The sequence below is a fragment of the Halomonas sp. H5 genome (genome assembly GCF_050613175.1).
Classification (GTDB): Bacteria; Pseudomonadota; Gammaproteobacteria; order Pseudomonadales; family Halomonadaceae; genus Bisbaumannia; species Bisbaumannia salifodinae.
The window spans coordinates 1109545-1124610 of sequence record NZ_CP192510.1; the positions used below are offsets into that span (position 1 = coordinate 1109545).

Sequence of the window (15066 nt, forward strand, 5' to 3'; positions counted from 1 at the left end):
TTTCGCTATCCGCTATGTAAGCGTCCGGTGAACACACCTTACGCTGAAGGCCCTGGCTGGCGACATTAGGTGCCCATCTATTGATAAGTGGGCACCTAATTCATGACTACACCAAGCACCGAGCGCGAGATCCGCCGCCGCCGTCGCTACGCCCCCTCGTTCAAGGCCAAGATCGTCGCGGCCTGCCTGCAGGACAATGCCTCGATTGCCCAGGTCGCCCTGCAGCACGGGCTCAACACCAACCCGAGGAATTCGCGGTAGTTCAGATCCTGCTTGCTGGCATGCTCGCAGAGGCTGTCGAGCGAGGCCTGGAGATGCTCCATCTTCAGGCGGTTGAGTAGCTGTTCCAGGGCCATCACAGCACCTCCTCGTAGACCCGCAGGTCACGCTGCTGCACCGACAGGGTCTGCTGCCACAGGGCGGCATGATGCTCCGGGACGGTGCGCCAACCGGCCTGTGACGCTTGCAGGCGGTGCTGTGCGATGGCGTCACCGGCCGGCGAGTAGGCGGTCAGCTCATCGTCCAGGCTCAACCGGATCACCACCGCCTGGCCGCAGTAGCTTTCTGGAACGCTGTAGCGATTGCCACGGACCTCAATGTAGCCGTCCCAGCCGACCTGCCGCAGGTCGTGGTAACGGGTATCGAAGTCTGTTGCCGGCAGTGCTTGGAGTGCCTCGGCTTCATCAGCGAAGCGCTCTGCCGGGGTCTGGCGGAACTGCCGCAACGGGCGCTGGTCTGCCACCCGCTCCAGCCATTGCTGCAGCTGTTGGTTCAGGTGGGCAACGCTCTCGAACTGCCGGAAGCGCTGGAAGAAATGCTGCTTCACGTAGCCCACCATGCGCTCGGTCTTGCCCTTGGTCCGTGGACGCTGCGGACGGCACGCCTTGGGCGCGAAACCGTAGTGATTGGCCAGTTGCAGGAAGCCGGCATTGAAGATCACCCGTCGATCCCGATCATGCTTGAGTACCGCCGCCTTTTGGTTATCGACCAGCACCGTGCGCGGCACGCCGCCGAAGTAGCGGAAGGCCTGTACCAGCGCCTCGTAGGTGTGCTCAGCATCCTGGCTGGGAGCTGCCCAGGCGTGGAAGCGTCGCGAATAGCCCATCGTGTTGACGGCGAAATTGACCTTGCAGCGTTGTCCGGCCACCACTGTCTCGATCTCGCCCCAGTCGTGCTGCAATTGGAAGCCGGGCTGGGTCTCGAAGCGCACGGTCTGCTTGCTGGGCCGCAAAGCTCGTTTGGGCTGGATGTACATCCGCACCATAGTGCTGCCGCCGGTGTAGCCCTGCTCGCGGATCAACTGGAAGATCACCTCGGCGTTCCAGACGTTATCGGCCAACAGCTGGTCAATGATCGGCTTGTAGGGATCCAGCTTGCTTGCTCGCGGCCTGGCCGGTCGTCCGGTCGGTGCCTCCTCGCGGGCCAGATGGCGCCGCACGGTACGTTCGGAACAGCCGATCTGATGAGCGATGTCCACGAGATGGGCGCCTCGCTGGTGAAGTTGCCTTATCATGAGAAAGTCCTCTCGGCTTAGCATGGCGCGGCCCTTACAGGTTTGGTCACCAGCAAGGAAAGGTCATGCAGGTCGGGGGGACAATCTGTTTTGATGATTTACGGACTTATAGCTCCGGCGTCGACACCGATGGTGGTCACCACCTGGGATACCGTGTCGCCGGTGCCCCGGGCCAGCTCGGCGGCGGATTGCGAGAGCTGGTTCGCTTCGCTGGACGAGGCCGAGGTGTTTTCCACCGTGCCGGTGATCTGTTCCATCGAGGCCGAGGTCTGCTGCAGTCTGGAGGCCGCCAGGCTCGCCAGCATGACCACTGCCACGATCAGGATGACCAGCAGCACCGCCCGATTGAGGTCGGCGAACAGTTCGCTGCGCGGTATGCGGGCGAGGGCGACATACTCGCTGTTACTACGGTAGTAACAGCCTGGGAGAGGTTTCCCTAGATAGGGAAAAGGCGGCGCTCAACAGAGCGCGTTGTCACGAGCTTGCGAGAGGACCACCTCGTTAAGGAGCCTGGCGAGGGTCGTCTGTGGCGGCGGTGTCTAGATGACCAAGGCTTGATCCTCCATAGAAACCAAATTAGAATCAAAATAGATTCTAATTTGAATGTAGAAAGGGTCAAAAAATGTCTGTAGAAGACTTCTTGAGCAGGCTGGAAGAGAAGCGCAAGCGCAGTAGGAACATGGTCAGCATGACTATCCGGGTATCCGAAGAGGAAGAGGCGGCGATTCAGGATCTTGCTAACCACATGGACTGTACGCGGCAGGAAATCCTGCATGACCTGATAGCGGAGTATCTGATCCCGGCCTGGCAGCGAATCCGGCAGGAGGACGCTGGGTCAGCTGATGAGGAGGCTGGGATCTCCGGCTCCAACCCAGCTGCTGCGAAAGGGAAGCGCTACTTCCTGCTGAACACCAACAAGGCCAATTCCGTGGAAGACCACCAGATGATGCTGCAGGAGCAGGTCGCTGCAGCATTCGAAGATGGCTGGAAGCAGAAGATTGAGCGCATCCGCTCTGGCGATATGGTGTTCCTGTATGAGTCAGGAAGAGGGGTTGTCGCATACGGGATCGCTAGCGGGGAGGTGGAGAAGGCTCCCCATGAAGGAAGGAAGGATGAGACCTACTACCAACGTCTGCATAACTTCAAACGCTTGGAGTCCTCTCTGTCTGCCAAGGAGATCCAGCAGGCGCTAGGCCGAAAGATCCGCTTTGTGCATACGCTGACGCTACTGAAAGACGGAGAAAAACTGGCCAAGGCTCTGAAGGCGTAGGACCGATGGCTACTGCTGCGCTGGTGATGCCAAGAGCCTGGCGTGAAACGCTGGCGTCATTCAATGACAGGGAGATGAGCATGAAAGCGACCGATGCTGAGCTGAGCCGGCTGGAAGCGCTGATGTCGAGGTATCCGCTGGTGGAAATGATCCGTGGCGAGCTGATCTTTGGTGCTCTGGACGACGAGGGGCGTCTGGACGTGGCCACACCGTTCTTTGAAGACGACGACTACGAGCAGCTCAAGACATGTGGTCTGCGTGATGCGCTGATCGGGATGCTGGATGACCTGATGATCGAGCGTGCGACACAGGGCGTCGATTGTTCACGTGACGGCGTACTGCGCCTGGCCGGCGGGAAAACAGTGCTGGAGTGGCTGCCCGAGAATGCCGCACGCGCTGCAGCCGATGCACGCCGTGGTGACTGGGATCTAATCCCGTGGTTGATCGAGCAACTGGGACGCATCCAGCACGATGCCATCGAGCGGAAGAAAGCGTTGGCCGCCGAGAAGCACGGTGGTGATACCTCACAGTGGAAACGCGAGATCTGGTCGAGCCCTGAAAAAAACCGTGACATCAAAGCTGCCTTGGCGGCTGAAGGGCAGCGCCTTGGCTTTCAGGTGCTGCCGGCCGACAACCGAGGAGAGTGGCTCTACGACCTGGTCTGGCGACGCCTGGACGCCAACCGGAACCTGCTCGGCATGCCACTGGCCGTGGAGATCGAGGTATCGGACAGCAGCCTCTGGGGAATCCGCTATGACTTCAACAAGCTGCTGCAGGCCCAGGCCGACCACAAGCTGATGGTTTTCCAAGTGCAGACCAAGAGTGAGGTGGAGGCAGCATTCGAGAGGCTGGAGGAATCCATCAAGGTCTACCCCCACACAGCACCCTGCCGATATCTACTATGCGGCTGGAGCACCCAGCAGAATGCTTTTTCATTCAGAGCCCGCGAGGTGCGTGATATCGGGTAGCAGGTGTTGGTTGAAGAAGGGGGGGCGCTGGGCCTGATCGACGTGCGAGCCATCGATCACATCGTGGTGAGTGGAGAAAACTGCGTTGGCGGAGCAGGGAGGCCCATATGCGCCATCACCGATCCTCGCTTGGCGGAATCGGGTAGTGCTGGGCCCGGGCTATGCCAAGGCGTCTCTAATCGCCTTCTGGCCCTGGTGGGGCCGCCGTAGCCCCCGGCGGATCGAAGAGCTAGCTCAGCTGTGGATGGCCTGGATAACAGGAAAAATCATGACTATAATCCGCATTGCAGAATTCGCTGCCCGCCGCCAGAGGAACTGTTGTGAACCAGGAAGACATCAGTCGCTTCATCTGCCGAGAGCTGCCTCGCCACCACCTGCAGAGCATGCTTGAGAGCATCGAGGCTGCGTTCAACCAGAGCGATCGCCACCTCAAGGAGACCTACCAGCATGTGCCTTTGGCTGGTCCTGGGCCGCAATCCCACCACTTCATGGTGCAGGAGGCATTGCTGGCTTTGCCAGGGGATGAGAGCTTCGAGGTGATCAATCGCGCTACACGCCCAGCCGGTGGCCACTTCGCCTTGATACGTGCCGGGGCCCTCCAGATCACAACCAGCGTCGTGACGATAGACAGGGCACCGCCAGTTCGGGATGCCAAGTTTCGGCGAGACCTGCGTATGGAGAACGCAAGGTTGCAGCAGCAGCATCCGGATCTGTTTCAGCCGTTTGTGCCGCCTTTCGGGCCAAATGAGGATGCACTCCATGCGTTGCTGTTACCGCATACAGCGAAGTGGTCAGAAAGTGATCATGGCAGCCCCTTGGGCTGCGTCATCGCGGTTCCATACAGCGACCATCGGGCACGTTTTCATCTATGGGCAGAAGTAGATCAGCTCTGGCAGTACTATGATGAAGAGGACGATCTGCCCGATATTGCCTACCCGACTCTGCGTGATAGGATGCGCGACGCCGAGTCCGAAGATCAAAGCGAAGGCGGAAACGAGTGACATGAGAACAGGGGTTGAAGGCTTCCAGGGCCAGCGATTAAGCCAGTTACGCATGGCCCACAATTTGACCCTGGCGGAGCTGGGAGAGCAGGTCGGCCGCTCGTCCAGTACTGTCTCGGCTTGGGAGAAGGGTGGCCAGCTGCCTGAGGCTGAGTCATTCGATCGCCTTTGCCGTGTGTTTGGTGTTTCTCGCATGTGGTTTTTGAAGCCTGTCCCCTCGGTGGAGCAGGAGGGGCTACGCCCTTACTTTTTCCGTTCCCAGGCGGCTGCTCATAAGCAGGCACGTGAAAGGTCTCAGCTGTATTTGGCGTGGCTCCAAGAGATTTCTGATTTCTTCCAGGGCGCAATGGATTGGCCAGAGGTCAATGTGCCGATGCTGGGATCTGATGACTGCCGTCTTATCAGCGATGAAGAAATAGAGGAAATTGCGCGGGAGTGCCGTGAGGCCTGGAAGCTGGGTGCAGCACCCATTCCGAATGTTATCCAGGTGATGGAAAATGCTGGGATCATTTGTACCCGTGCCACCTTGGGGCACATCAAAATGGACGGCGTTTCCCATGTGTCTGTTCTGGATGGCAGGCCTTATGTGCTAATTGCTGAAGACAAGGCGAATGCGATTCGCAACCGCTTCGACGCAGCGCATGAGCTTGGACATGTCGTTCTTCACTCCAAAATACCGGCTTCCCAATATGCGAAAAAAGATCTTTACGACCTTCTAGAATCTCAGGCACATCGATTTGCTAGCGCTTTCTTGATGCCTCCTGAGAGCTTTTCCCAAGAGGTGATATGGCCAACCCTCGACAACCTGATTTCGTTAAAGTCTCGCTGGAAAGTTTCCGTGGCAGCGATGATCGTGCGGTGTCGTGACCTATCGCTTCTCAGTGAGCAGCTAGAGCTGAGACTATGGAAAGGGCGTTCGGCGCGTAAATGGACAAAAGGCGAGCCGGGTGACGATACCTTCGCTTTCGAGCAGCCAAAGCTCATGATGCGCGGTGCTCACCTTCTGGTGGATAACGGCATTTTTGAGCGTGCTGAGCTGGTGCATCAGATTGGGCTGCCACCCGAAACCATTGAGATGCTTTGTAACCTACGCCCTGGTTACCTGAGCGTGCAGCCTGAGGCTGGGGATAACGTGGTGCCTCTCAAGCTCAAGCACAGTGCCGTAAGGTCCGGTCGAGCTACCCGAGCGGATATTCTGCCGTTCCAGAAATAGCGGGATGAATGTAAATAGGCTCATGCAGTATGGGTCTTCCAATATTCTTTGGCGAGTAGAGGCATATCAGCTCGCGGGCGCCTGAAGCTAATGACTTTCGATGCCAAAATTCCCTACGGCTTTCGAGATGATCGCCTCCTGCATGTCAGTGAGTTGAATGAGGCTGAACGCGGTAAACGCTGTGGCTGCGTCTGCCCCGAGTGTCATTCACCGCTGTCAGCCAAGATGGGTAAGGTCATGCGCCACCACTTTGCGCATGCCGCTAGTGACCGACCCTGTTCAGGAGGGGCTGAAACCGGCATCCACTTGGCCGCCAAGCAGCTGATCGCCGACCGTCTGCAGATCCCAGTTCCACCGCTCCATGCACGCTTGGAAGGGCGCGACAACCGCGGCTATATCGTCACAGCGACCCACCGGATTTTCCATGGTTGCGATCGGCAGTCGGTCGATGGGGCCAAGTTAGAGCACAGCCTCGGCAACGTGCGGCCTGACCTGATCGTCTCCCTGGCCAAGGTCGAGATCCTGGTCGAAGTTGCGGTCACCCACCACATTGAAGACGAAAAGCTAAAGCGCCTCGATGCGATCGGCCTACGCTGCATCGAGATTGACTTGGCAGACATACCGCGTGATGTCACCCCCGACGAACTCGAGAAGCACGTTTTCACCATGGCTCGCGCCAACTGGGTGGTGAACCCCAAGAGAGAGGCCGTAGCCAAGGCCCTCGAACCGAAACTCCAGCAGCTGATAGAGCAGAGCAACCAAAAGCACCAACGCGATGAGGAAGCGCGCACCATCGAGATGCAGCGCAATTGGGAGCGTCGTGAGCGGGCGGAAACTAGGCGTAAGGCCCGCGAGGCGGCCGAGGCCAGGAAACGCAGGGAAGACTGGGAGAAATCTCAGCAGAAGGCGAGAGAGCGCCAGGCAAAACTCGAAGAGGCCAGGGCGAAGGCTGCCCTGCAAGAAGAGCGCTATAAACTGCAGCGCTGGGAGGAAGAGCGCCGCGCCCTCAATCTGGATGGCATGCGCCAGCAGGCATCAGAGCTAGTAGCAGCTTGCCACCGCATTGAGCAGTACCTGAGATTTCTACCCTCCTCAGATAGGCTCTCCCTGCCAACCGCCCGGCGATGTATACCGAGGGCTCGTTACCGAATGGCCTTGGAAACTATCCCCTCCGCGTTGGCAGCCCCCATCGATTACGATTGGATGTTCGGGGTGAAGCCCCTGGAGTGGAAGCTCGTCGCCTTCCTCGAAGAGGTTTATACACAGGGCCACCTCCGCAAGCAGGAGTGGATCTCGATCAAAACTATCGAGCACACCCTCCGGGCTTTCGGCTATCAGCCTGTTCCCGCATTGCACCGCGCCGAGGAGTTGATTACCAAAGCCCGGTACTACAGGGTGCTCCAGGAGACGCCAGAATTTTTGGCTTTGGGTGAACTTCCGCGCCCCTTGGCCGCGATCGGCGAGTTTCTGGGCCAATTAGCCAGCTATGGCATGATCACGCTTAAGCCCGCTGATATCGAGGAAATGGCCTACATGCCAGAGCCTTCCCACCGTTGGCGCTGACACGAGGCTGCGCCCCATGGAGGACGGGGACTGCTGATCGCGTTTGGAGCGCCAGCCACAAGAGCCTCCCTGGTGCAGGGAGGCCATTTTCTTTAGGGCTGTCCGCTGGCCAAGGTGGGGCGGCCCATACCCATCACGTAAGCCATTCGCCCGCGCAGCTGTCGCCGCTCGATGATGGCTGCTTCCTCCAGTTCATCGAGGAGCGAGGTGAGCACCGTCCGGGGAGGCGGCAGGGCCGTCATGAGGGCCACAAGCTCCGGGGCGTAGCTCTCGAGGCGGTAGTAGCGAAGGGTGTCCACGACGGTCTGAGCACTGCGGTAGGGCTCGATAATCTCCAGACCGTGCCCGCGTAGGGACGCAAGTAACAGCGGTATGGGCACGCCGCCTTTCCTGCCATTGGAGGCGCGCTGGCGCAGATGCTGAACGACCCTGACTTTCCATTCCGGTGGGCTGGGCGCGATGAGCCATTCGTGGTCGAGGGGGATGGCCAGGCAACTGGGCATGTCTCCCGGAAGTGTCTCCCGGTCGGCAGGGTCTGTCCCTTCGGGGCCCTGTGCCCCCCAGGCGGCCTGTAAGCTGTCCAGCTCTTCCTTGAGGTCGCTGGCGAGTGCCTGCAGGGCATCCCGATCGAGGCGGCCTCGTTCGGTCTGCCAGCGCGCCAGCACGGGATCCTGCACATTGGAGGGGAGAGCGTCGCTCGCGCTCTGGGGCGGGACACCCAGGTGGGTCGGCCGCGATGGAGAGCGGCGCACGGCTTGATCTACGGTCGCTTGAATCGCGGCCATATCGAGGCGTGGCGCCAGGGTCGGCGCGGCTTGTGGCGACGTCGGCTCAGGCCGGCGCTTCGCTTCCAGCGTCGGGTGAACGCGTATTGGCGCCTCGTCATTCGTTTCCTCTGCAGGAGAGGGGCGAAGCACATGGGGAGAGACCCACTGGCCCTGCCGGCGTTGCCATTCCCGGTATTTCTCATGCCAGATTTGCTTGGCGAGCTGATCCGCGGACATTTCTTCGAGCTCGGTGCCCCGAGCTCTCTTTCGCGCGTTACGGCGCAGTACTTCGTTCGCTCGGTCGACGATGCCCTGCAACTCGGCCCGAAGCGACTCGGCATGGCGGACCGTGTCGGGGTGATAGGCCCACGAGGCTCGCTCGGGATCGAAGAGGGCCTTTCGCAACTCGGCCGGCGTGCTGCGATCGCTGACGCGACTCAGGTCGATCTCGATGCAGCGCCAGCCTAGGGCGCCCAGCTTCTGGCGCTTCTCGTCATCGACCTTGTGGGAAACGGCGACCTCTACCAACAGCGGCCCCTGGGCATCCATCAGCTGGACATCGGCCACGATCCCGGGGAGGGCCACCTCCTGTCGGATGTCTGTCGCATCTGCCCGAGGGATGGCCTCGGCCACTGTGCGAGACAGGGAGCGAGGTTTCCCCTCCAGGTCGTGCAGGGTGCAGGTGATCGTGTGGGCCGGGTGGGTGATAACACCTTCCTCCTTGATCAACTGCTTCGCCGCCAGGTGCAGGCCAGTTTCGGCGCCGTAGCCGCATTCCTCCGAGCCCGGGGCATGCGCGAAGTGCCAGCACCGCTTGTCCCCCAGGCGGGCAACCAGGGGAGCGTGACAGTAGGCGCAGACGCACCCACACCGCAGTCCGCGATGGAGTGCCGGGGTGAGATCGAGCACCGAGACTATCGCGCGGTTCTCCCCGATGGCGTAATGAATCTCTTCCGATCGCATGCGCTCGACTCCCGTAGCGGCCTCCCCATCTCATGAGTTTGAATCTACTGCCTGGCAGGTGGCCCTGGGAAGCGGGTGCTGGCGCCAGGAAGCGGCATTCTCAGTTGTGGGTCTCGCGAGCTTGACAAGGCGACATCTCTCTATCAGGATTATTGGCAATGTAGCTTCGCTGCATGGGCGAAACGAGGCCTGAGCCCCAACTCTATTCGTTATCCTAGCCAGTCCGCATGATGATACTTCATATGAATTCATCTGCATGATAAATGGGGTATGCGGAGAGGAGAGTTCACATGAAGGTCAGCTGCAAGAACGAATTCCATTCTTTGGTTTCTTCTCTTTGCTCTCTCTTGAGTGAGCACGGCACCCTTATCAAGACGTCAAGAGCACAAGAGCTGCTTTCACGCGCCTTTGGCTACAAGTCTGCCAATGGATTGCTCGCAGATTTGCCAGTCAATCTCAGAGTTACAGAAAAGGTCGTCAGCAGGTTGGGTGATTTGCTGAAGGAAAGGCACGGTATCAATAGTATTGACACCTCGTGGTTGCTCAGGGCGTTGGAGCGGGGTCACATGAGCTACTCTACGCATTATGGGTGTGATAAAGACTGTTATCCGGCCAAGCTCCCCGATCACACAAACTATTGGTACTTGACCCAAGATGGCTGGGTCCCGTGGAGCCAAATGAACTTCACGAAAATGCGAGTCGAGTTAAATATATACAAGGTGGTTAGTGCCTTTTCTGTGCCGTTTTTTGGAGAGGATTCTTATTTCTGTACCGGACGCCCGATATGGACAGCAGATATTGCGCGTGCTGAGTTTGAGTCCGAGGCTGAAAGGCTGGAGCGTAAATATGGCGAAATGCCAGAAAATAGTCGCATGTACTCCGAGATGAGTGATGCGCTATGATCTTTGGGCCTAAAATCTCACACTGACACGTCAGCCATCCTTTGGATAGCAACAGGGCCTCCCCAGAAGGGGAGGCCCTGTTTCATAGCGGGGCTGTCGCTCTAGGTGAATGGTCCCGGAAAGTAGTGGACGGGGTCTTCATGAAATCTCTCGGAGTCATCCTGCCAGCGTTCAAGAACGTCCCAATAGGAGTTCTACCCTTTAGAGCACGGAGCGGCCGAGCACTGTTATAAGTCCACAAGTAGTCCTTCAGATGAGAGCTCGGCTCGCCTAAGCTGGCGTCATGAAGGTGTGGCTATGGGCTGGCACACCAGGGAGAGATGTAACGGGATTGGCTAGGCCAATCGACCGGGCCTTCGTGTGTCTTGGGTTTCTGCTGGCGCGAGATTCTCAACGGCTTGGGTGCGTGCAGCGTTAGACAACCGCTGGTTGGTTAGACAGGTAGGTCTGCAAGGTGCCAATGGAAAAGGGGACGTGGTGCGGGTGAGGCTCTGCTTTTGAGCTACACCCGCCATACACTACTTGCTTTCTTGCAATGTGTAGTTCATGTCGACCAAGGTGCTCCCCTTGTGCTGAACCACTGATAAAACAGGGACAGCAGGGCAATGTTCACACCAGAAAAAAATATTCAGGCCGTGACGGCGACGGCTAGGGTTGCCTGCTAGCGAGCTATCATAATCCCATGCTCGCAGATTCAAGTCCTGCTGGGCCCACCAGAACTCTCTGACCCGCCGTTGCGGCAGGCAGTCTTCTGAATCGCATCCAGAAATGGGGCCGACCGCCAAGGCGGTCGGCCCCATTTCGTTTCTCCGTAGCCGTCGACTCTATGCCAGCGCCGGAATCCGCTGGCTTTCCCGTGGTTCGTCCTTGAGCGTGAAGCTGCCGACCAGTTCCGCGAGGTGGTCGGCCTGTTCGCGCAGTTGGTCGGCGGCGGCGGTGGATTCCTCCGCCAGCGAGGCGTTCTGCTGGGTCATGCGGTCGAGTTCGGCCACGGCGATATTGACCTGGCCGATGCCATCGCTCTGTTCGGTGGTGGCATGGCTGATCTCGCCCAGCATGCCCGCCACGCGGTTCACCACCTCGACGAGGTCGTGCATGGCGCTGCCGGCGTCGCGTACCAGCCGGGTGCCGCCCCGGACCTTCTCGCCGGAGGCGTCGATCAGGCCGCGGATATCCCGTGAGGCCTGGGCGCTGCGCGTGGCGAGCTGGCGAACCTCGTTCGCCACCACGGCGAAGCCCTTGCCGCTTTCGCCGGCGCGGGCCGCTTCCACCGAGGCGTTGAGCGCCAGCAGGTTGGTCTGGAAGGCGATGTCGTCCATGACCTTGATGATGTCGCCGATCCGCTCGGAGGCGTGCTGGATCTCGCCCATGGTGGTCACCACCCGGGAGACGGTGTCGCCGGTGCCCCGGGCCAGCTCGGCGGCGGTTTGCGAGAGCCGGTTCGCTTCGCTGGACGAGGCCGAGGTGTTTTCCACCGTGCCGGTGATCTGTTCCATCGAGGCCGAGGTCTGCTGCAGGCTGGAGGCCGCCTGGTCGGTGCGTCGCGCCATGTCCCGGCCGCCGCTGGCGATCTCCTGGGCGGCGTGGCGCACGGCGTCGCTGCTGCTCCTGACCCGGGCCAGCACGTCATGCATCTTGTCGGCGAAGGCGTTGAACTGAATGGCGAGTTCGCTCGCTTCGTCCCGGCCCTGCACGGGGAGTCGCAGGGTCAGATCGCCATCGCCGGCGGCGATCTCGCGCAGGGTCTCCGCGGTGCGTCGAATGGGGCGGAACAGGGTGCGCAGCAGCAGGGCGAGGCTCGCCAGGCTCGCCAGCATGACCACGGCCACGATCAGGATGACCAGCAGCACCGCCCGGTTGAGGTCGGCGAACAGTTCGCTGCGCGGTATCTGGGCGAAGACGACCCAGTCGGTGCCGGGCACTTCGATGGCCGCGACCAGTTGCTCGGCGCCCTGCGCGTCGGTGAGGGTGGCGTCGCGATAGCCCGCCCCCGCCAGCAGCTCGGCGGCCCGGGTTTCCCAGCCGGGCAGCTCCGCGACCGGCCGACCGGCCATGGCGGCGCCGTCGGGGTGCACGCTGATCCGGCCGTCCCGGTTCGCCAGGAAGACCATGCCGGACTCGCCGAGCCGGTAGTCGCTGATCGTCTCGGCCATGGCATCCAGGGCATAGCCGACCCCGGCAATCCCCACGCGCTCGCCGTCCAGTTCGATCACGTGGTTGATAAAGACCTTCAGCTCGCCGCCTTCGGAATCGATATCCAGGGTGTACTCGGGGGCGTTGGCCCCCTCGACCAGGCGATAGAACCAGGCGTCCTGTTCCCGGTTCAGGGTGCGGGCGATGCCCTCGGCCGTGTAGTAGTTGCCGCTGAGCGCCGACACATAGAAGACGGTGTTGGCCCCGGTGCGTTGTTGCAGTCGTTCGAGGTGAGCCACGGCGCGTTCGCCTTCCGCCCGGGACTCGCCCCGGGCCAGCCACTCGCGCAGATAGCCGTTATCGGCCAGGCCCCGGGCCGTGGTGATCGGCCCGGTCAGGGTGGCGTCGATGTCATTGCGAATGCTCTCGAGGGTGGCCGGCAGTTCGGCGCCGGTGACCCGGTCGGTGATCAGGTCGCTGAACAGATGATACTGAATGGCCGTCACCCCGCCGACGATCAGGAGCATGCTCAGGCCGATGCCGATCAGCAGTTTCTTGGCAATCGTCAGGTGCTTCATTGTTATTCCCCTGGCTGGCGCATCCTCGGGGCGGATGCGTTTTTGTTGACCGATTGGTCAATACGCTATCGGCGGGTCAGGGGAAAACTGTAGGCATCGCACGACTGGCTACTGGCTTAGGGGGCTCACCCGAAAAGCATCACCACGGCGCCATAGGCGGCCACACCCGCCGCCACCGGCCAGCCCAGGGTGCGCTTGAACCACCACACGACCAGGGTCGCCAGCACGCCGATGGCGGTGGCGATCCAGGACAGCAGGCCCGGGGTCACCGGCATCAGCGAGACCCCGAAGACGGCGGCGATCATCACCGGGCCGAGCAGGCTCAGCCACTGGGGCATGGCCTCCAGGCCGTCGTCGTCGCCGAGGCGCTCGAGGCGGCGCCGCATCCATAGCAGTGGCAGCACACGCATCAGCAGGGTGCCGAGGGCCGAGGCGAGCACGGCGATCCACAGGGCGCTACTCATGGTGCTCTCCTTGCGCGTGTGCTGCTTGCTTGGCGGGGCCGAACTTGACGACCTGGAAGCACAGGGCGCCGCAGGCGGCGGCGAGGGGGATCGCCAGGTTGGTGAATCCCGTCACGGTCAGCGCCAGGGCGACCAGGACGGTCAGGCCCAGGGCCAGGGCCCAGCGCCGCGAGGTGAAGCGGGGCGCCACCAGCACCAGGAAGAGGGCGGGCAGGGCGAAGGGCAGGATCTCGCCCATCAGCGCCCAGCGGGCGACCAGCTCGCCGCCGGCCAGGGCTCCCAGGGCCGTGCCGCCGATCCAGCTCGCCCAGGCCAGCAGGGCGGCGCCGCCGAACCAGCCGAGGCGCTGGGCGGCCGGCAACTGGGGCAGGCGGGCGTGGGCCAGGGCGAAGACCTGGTCGGTGAGGCCGTGCATCAGCCAGGGCCAGGCGCGGCTGGGCGTCAGCCAGGGGGCCAGGTTGGGGGCGTAGACCACATGGCGCAGGTTGATCAGCAGCGTCATGACCACCACCAGCCACAGCGGCGCCCCGGCGGCGACCATGCCGACGAACAGGAACTGGGAGGCGCCGGCATAGACCAGGGTGGAGATCACCACCGCCTCCCAGGGGGTGAAGCCGGCCTGGGTGGCGATCAGCCCGAAGGAGATGGCCACCGGCACATAGCCGCCGAGCAGCGGAATGGCCTCGCGCATGCCGGTCAGCCAGGGGCGGCCGGGTGAGGTCGTGGCGTCCAGGCTCATCGGCTGGTCTCCTCGTGATAGACGACGCTGAGCAGCAGGGTGGCCCAGGCATCGGTGGTGCGGTAGAGGTGGGGGCGGTCGGCGGCGAAGGTCAGGCTGTCGCCGGCCGAGAGGTGTTGGGTGTCGCCCTCCGGGCCGGCCTCCAGGTGGCCGCTGATCAGGGTCAGGGATTCCCGGGCGCCGGGGGTGTGGGGCTCGGCGAGGCGCGTGGTATGCGGCGCGCAGCGCATCCAGTAGGCGTCGACCTGGGGGCGGTCCTTGCCCTGGTCGAGCAGGCGCACCTCCACGCCATCCTCGCCCAGGGGCACGGCGATGGGGGCGACCAGGGTGCCGAAGGGCACCTTGAGCTGCACCGCCAGGCGCCAGATGGTGTCCAGGGTGGGGTTGCCGTTGCCCTGCTCGAGGCGCGACAGATTCGACTTGGCGATGCCGGCGGCGGCGGCCAGCTGCGACAGCGACCAGCCCTGCGCCTGGCGCAGGGACTGCAGGTGTTGGCCCAGGGTGCCGAGGGCGAGCTTGTCCATGACGGGTGCCTCGATTGTTCCTTTTAATGAACGTTCTATATAGGGAACAGAAGCCTGTCAAGCTAGCCTGTCGATTCGGGCAGGCGGGCCGGCCCGGCAAGACGCCATCGGCGGCCGCCGTTATCGGGGCCGGAGAGGATGGTGTTTCGGGGGGGAGGGGCGGAGAAGGCGGGGCCGGGAAGGCCCCGCCGGCGGGGCTTATTGGGCGGTGATCACGGTCATTACCAGGTCGCCATCCAGGCGGATGGGGCCATCTTCCGAGGCGCCCAGGGTGTATTCGAAGATCCCGGTGTGCATGCCGCCCTCTTCGCCGTGGATCATCAGCATCAGATGATCGCCGGCCATGACCTCCTCGGTGAGGATGGCGGTCACGTCCTGGTTCTGCCGGTCCGACGCTTCGGCGATATCGCCTGAAGGCGATCCTGGCAAGTGCCAAGGCGCCTGGCGGCGCCAATCGCCGGCTAAAGC

General features: G+C 61.7%; 15 protein-coding genes. 7 read left to right on the top strand and 8 right to left on the bottom strand.

What is annotated here, in order from left to right:
- Positions 1-102 precede the first annotated feature (102 nt).
- Positions 103-261: a transposase gene (locus ACQ1W9_RS05075; RefSeq protein WP_431025629.1), complete on the top strand. Its 159-nt coding sequence runs from the start codon at positions 103-105 to the stop codon at positions 259-261.
- Positions 262-355: 94 nt separating this feature from the next.
- Here ACQ1W9_RS05075 and istA read toward each other — a convergent pair whose 3' ends face one another.
- Positions 356-1537: an IS21 family transposase gene (gene istA / locus ACQ1W9_RS05080; protein WP_431025630.1), complete on the bottom strand. Its 1182-nt coding sequence runs from the start codon at positions 1535-1537 to the stop codon at positions 356-358.
- Positions 1538-1611: 74 nt separating this feature from the next.
- On the bottom strand, positions 1612-1851 hold the full coding sequence (locus ACQ1W9_RS05085; RefSeq protein WP_431025631.1) for a hypothetical protein: 240 nt from the start codon (positions 1849-1851) through the stop codon (positions 1612-1614).
- A 284-nt stretch (positions 1852-2135) separates the two neighbouring features.
- Between ACQ1W9_RS05085 and ACQ1W9_RS05090 the strand changes: the two genes are divergently transcribed.
- The 5 genes from ACQ1W9_RS05090 to ACQ1W9_RS05110 all read left to right on the top strand — a co-directional run bounded on the left by ACQ1W9_RS05090 (position 2136) and on the right by ACQ1W9_RS05110 (position 7528).
- Positions 2136-2783 carry a hypothetical protein gene (locus ACQ1W9_RS05090; protein WP_431025632.1) on the top strand — a complete coding sequence of 216 codons (648 nt, stop codon included), beginning with the start codon at positions 2136-2138 and terminating at the stop codon, positions 2781-2783.
- 80 nt (positions 2784-2863) lie between these two features.
- Positions 2864-3751, top strand: coding sequence for a hypothetical protein (locus ACQ1W9_RS05095; RefSeq protein WP_431025633.1), 888 nt, complete (start codon positions 2864-2866; stop codon positions 3749-3751).
- A 320-nt stretch (positions 3752-4071) separates the two neighbouring features.
- Positions 4072-4752: a hypothetical protein gene (locus ACQ1W9_RS05100; protein ID WP_431025634.1), complete on the top strand. Its 681-nt coding sequence runs from the start codon at positions 4072-4074 to the stop codon at positions 4750-4752.
- A 1-nt stretch (position 4753) separates the two neighbouring features.
- Positions 4754-5965 carry a helix-turn-helix domain-containing protein gene (locus ACQ1W9_RS05105; RefSeq protein ID WP_431025635.1) on the top strand — a complete coding sequence of 404 codons (1212 nt, stop codon included), beginning with the start codon at positions 4754-4756 and terminating at the stop codon, positions 5963-5965.
- A 90-nt stretch (positions 5966-6055) separates the two neighbouring features.
- Positions 6056-7528: a competence protein CoiA family protein gene (locus ACQ1W9_RS05110; protein ID WP_431025636.1), complete on the top strand. Its 1473-nt coding sequence runs from the start codon at positions 6056-6058 to the stop codon at positions 7526-7528.
- A 92-nt stretch (positions 7529-7620) separates the two neighbouring features.
- Here the strand turns inward: ACQ1W9_RS05110 and ACQ1W9_RS05115 are convergent, their stop codons facing one another.
- Positions 7621-9258, bottom strand: a complete 1638-nt coding sequence (locus ACQ1W9_RS05115; RefSeq protein WP_431025637.1) for a competence protein CoiA family protein — start codon at positions 9256-9258, stop codon at positions 7621-7623.
- Positions 9259-9548: 290 nt separating this feature from the next.
- Here ACQ1W9_RS05115 and ACQ1W9_RS05120 point away from each other — a divergent pair, with 290 nt between their 5' ends.
- Positions 9549-10160, top strand: a complete 612-nt coding sequence (locus ACQ1W9_RS05120; RefSeq protein ID WP_431025638.1) for a hypothetical protein — start codon at positions 9549-9551, stop codon at positions 10158-10160.
- Between the two features lie 824 nt (positions 10161-10984).
- Here the strand turns inward: ACQ1W9_RS05120 and ACQ1W9_RS05125 are convergent.
- The 5 genes from ACQ1W9_RS05125 to ACQ1W9_RS05145 form a co-directional block, all read right to left on the bottom strand.
- Positions 10985-12871, bottom strand: coding sequence for a methyl-accepting chemotaxis protein (locus ACQ1W9_RS05125; protein WP_431025639.1), 1887 nt, complete (start codon positions 12869-12871; stop codon positions 10985-10987).
- A gap of 125 nt (positions 12872-12996) precedes the next feature.
- The gene (locus ACQ1W9_RS05130; RefSeq protein WP_431025640.1) at positions 12997-13335 is read right to left on the bottom strand and encodes an AzlD domain-containing protein; all 339 of its coding nucleotides are present in this window, start codon (positions 13333-13335) and stop codon (positions 12997-12999) included.
- Positions 13328-14074: an AzlC family ABC transporter permease gene (locus tag ACQ1W9_RS05135; RefSeq protein ID WP_431025641.1), complete on the bottom strand. Its 747-nt coding sequence runs from the start codon at positions 14072-14074 to the stop codon at positions 13328-13330. The genes ACQ1W9_RS05130 and ACQ1W9_RS05135 overlap by 8 nt, the downstream gene beginning before the upstream one ends.
- Positions 14071-14598 carry a helix-turn-helix domain-containing protein gene (locus tag ACQ1W9_RS05140; protein ID WP_431025642.1) on the bottom strand — a complete coding sequence of 176 codons (528 nt, stop codon included), beginning with the start codon at positions 14596-14598 and terminating at the stop codon, positions 14071-14073. Before ACQ1W9_RS05140 ends, ACQ1W9_RS05135 begins: the two co-directional genes overlap by 4 nt.
- A gap of 198 nt (positions 14599-14796) precedes the next feature.
- Positions 14797-15027: a DUF7282 domain-containing protein gene (locus ACQ1W9_RS05145; protein WP_431025643.1), complete on the bottom strand. Its 231-nt coding sequence runs from the start codon at positions 15025-15027 to the stop codon at positions 14797-14799.
- Positions 15028-15066 lie beyond the last annotated feature (39 nt).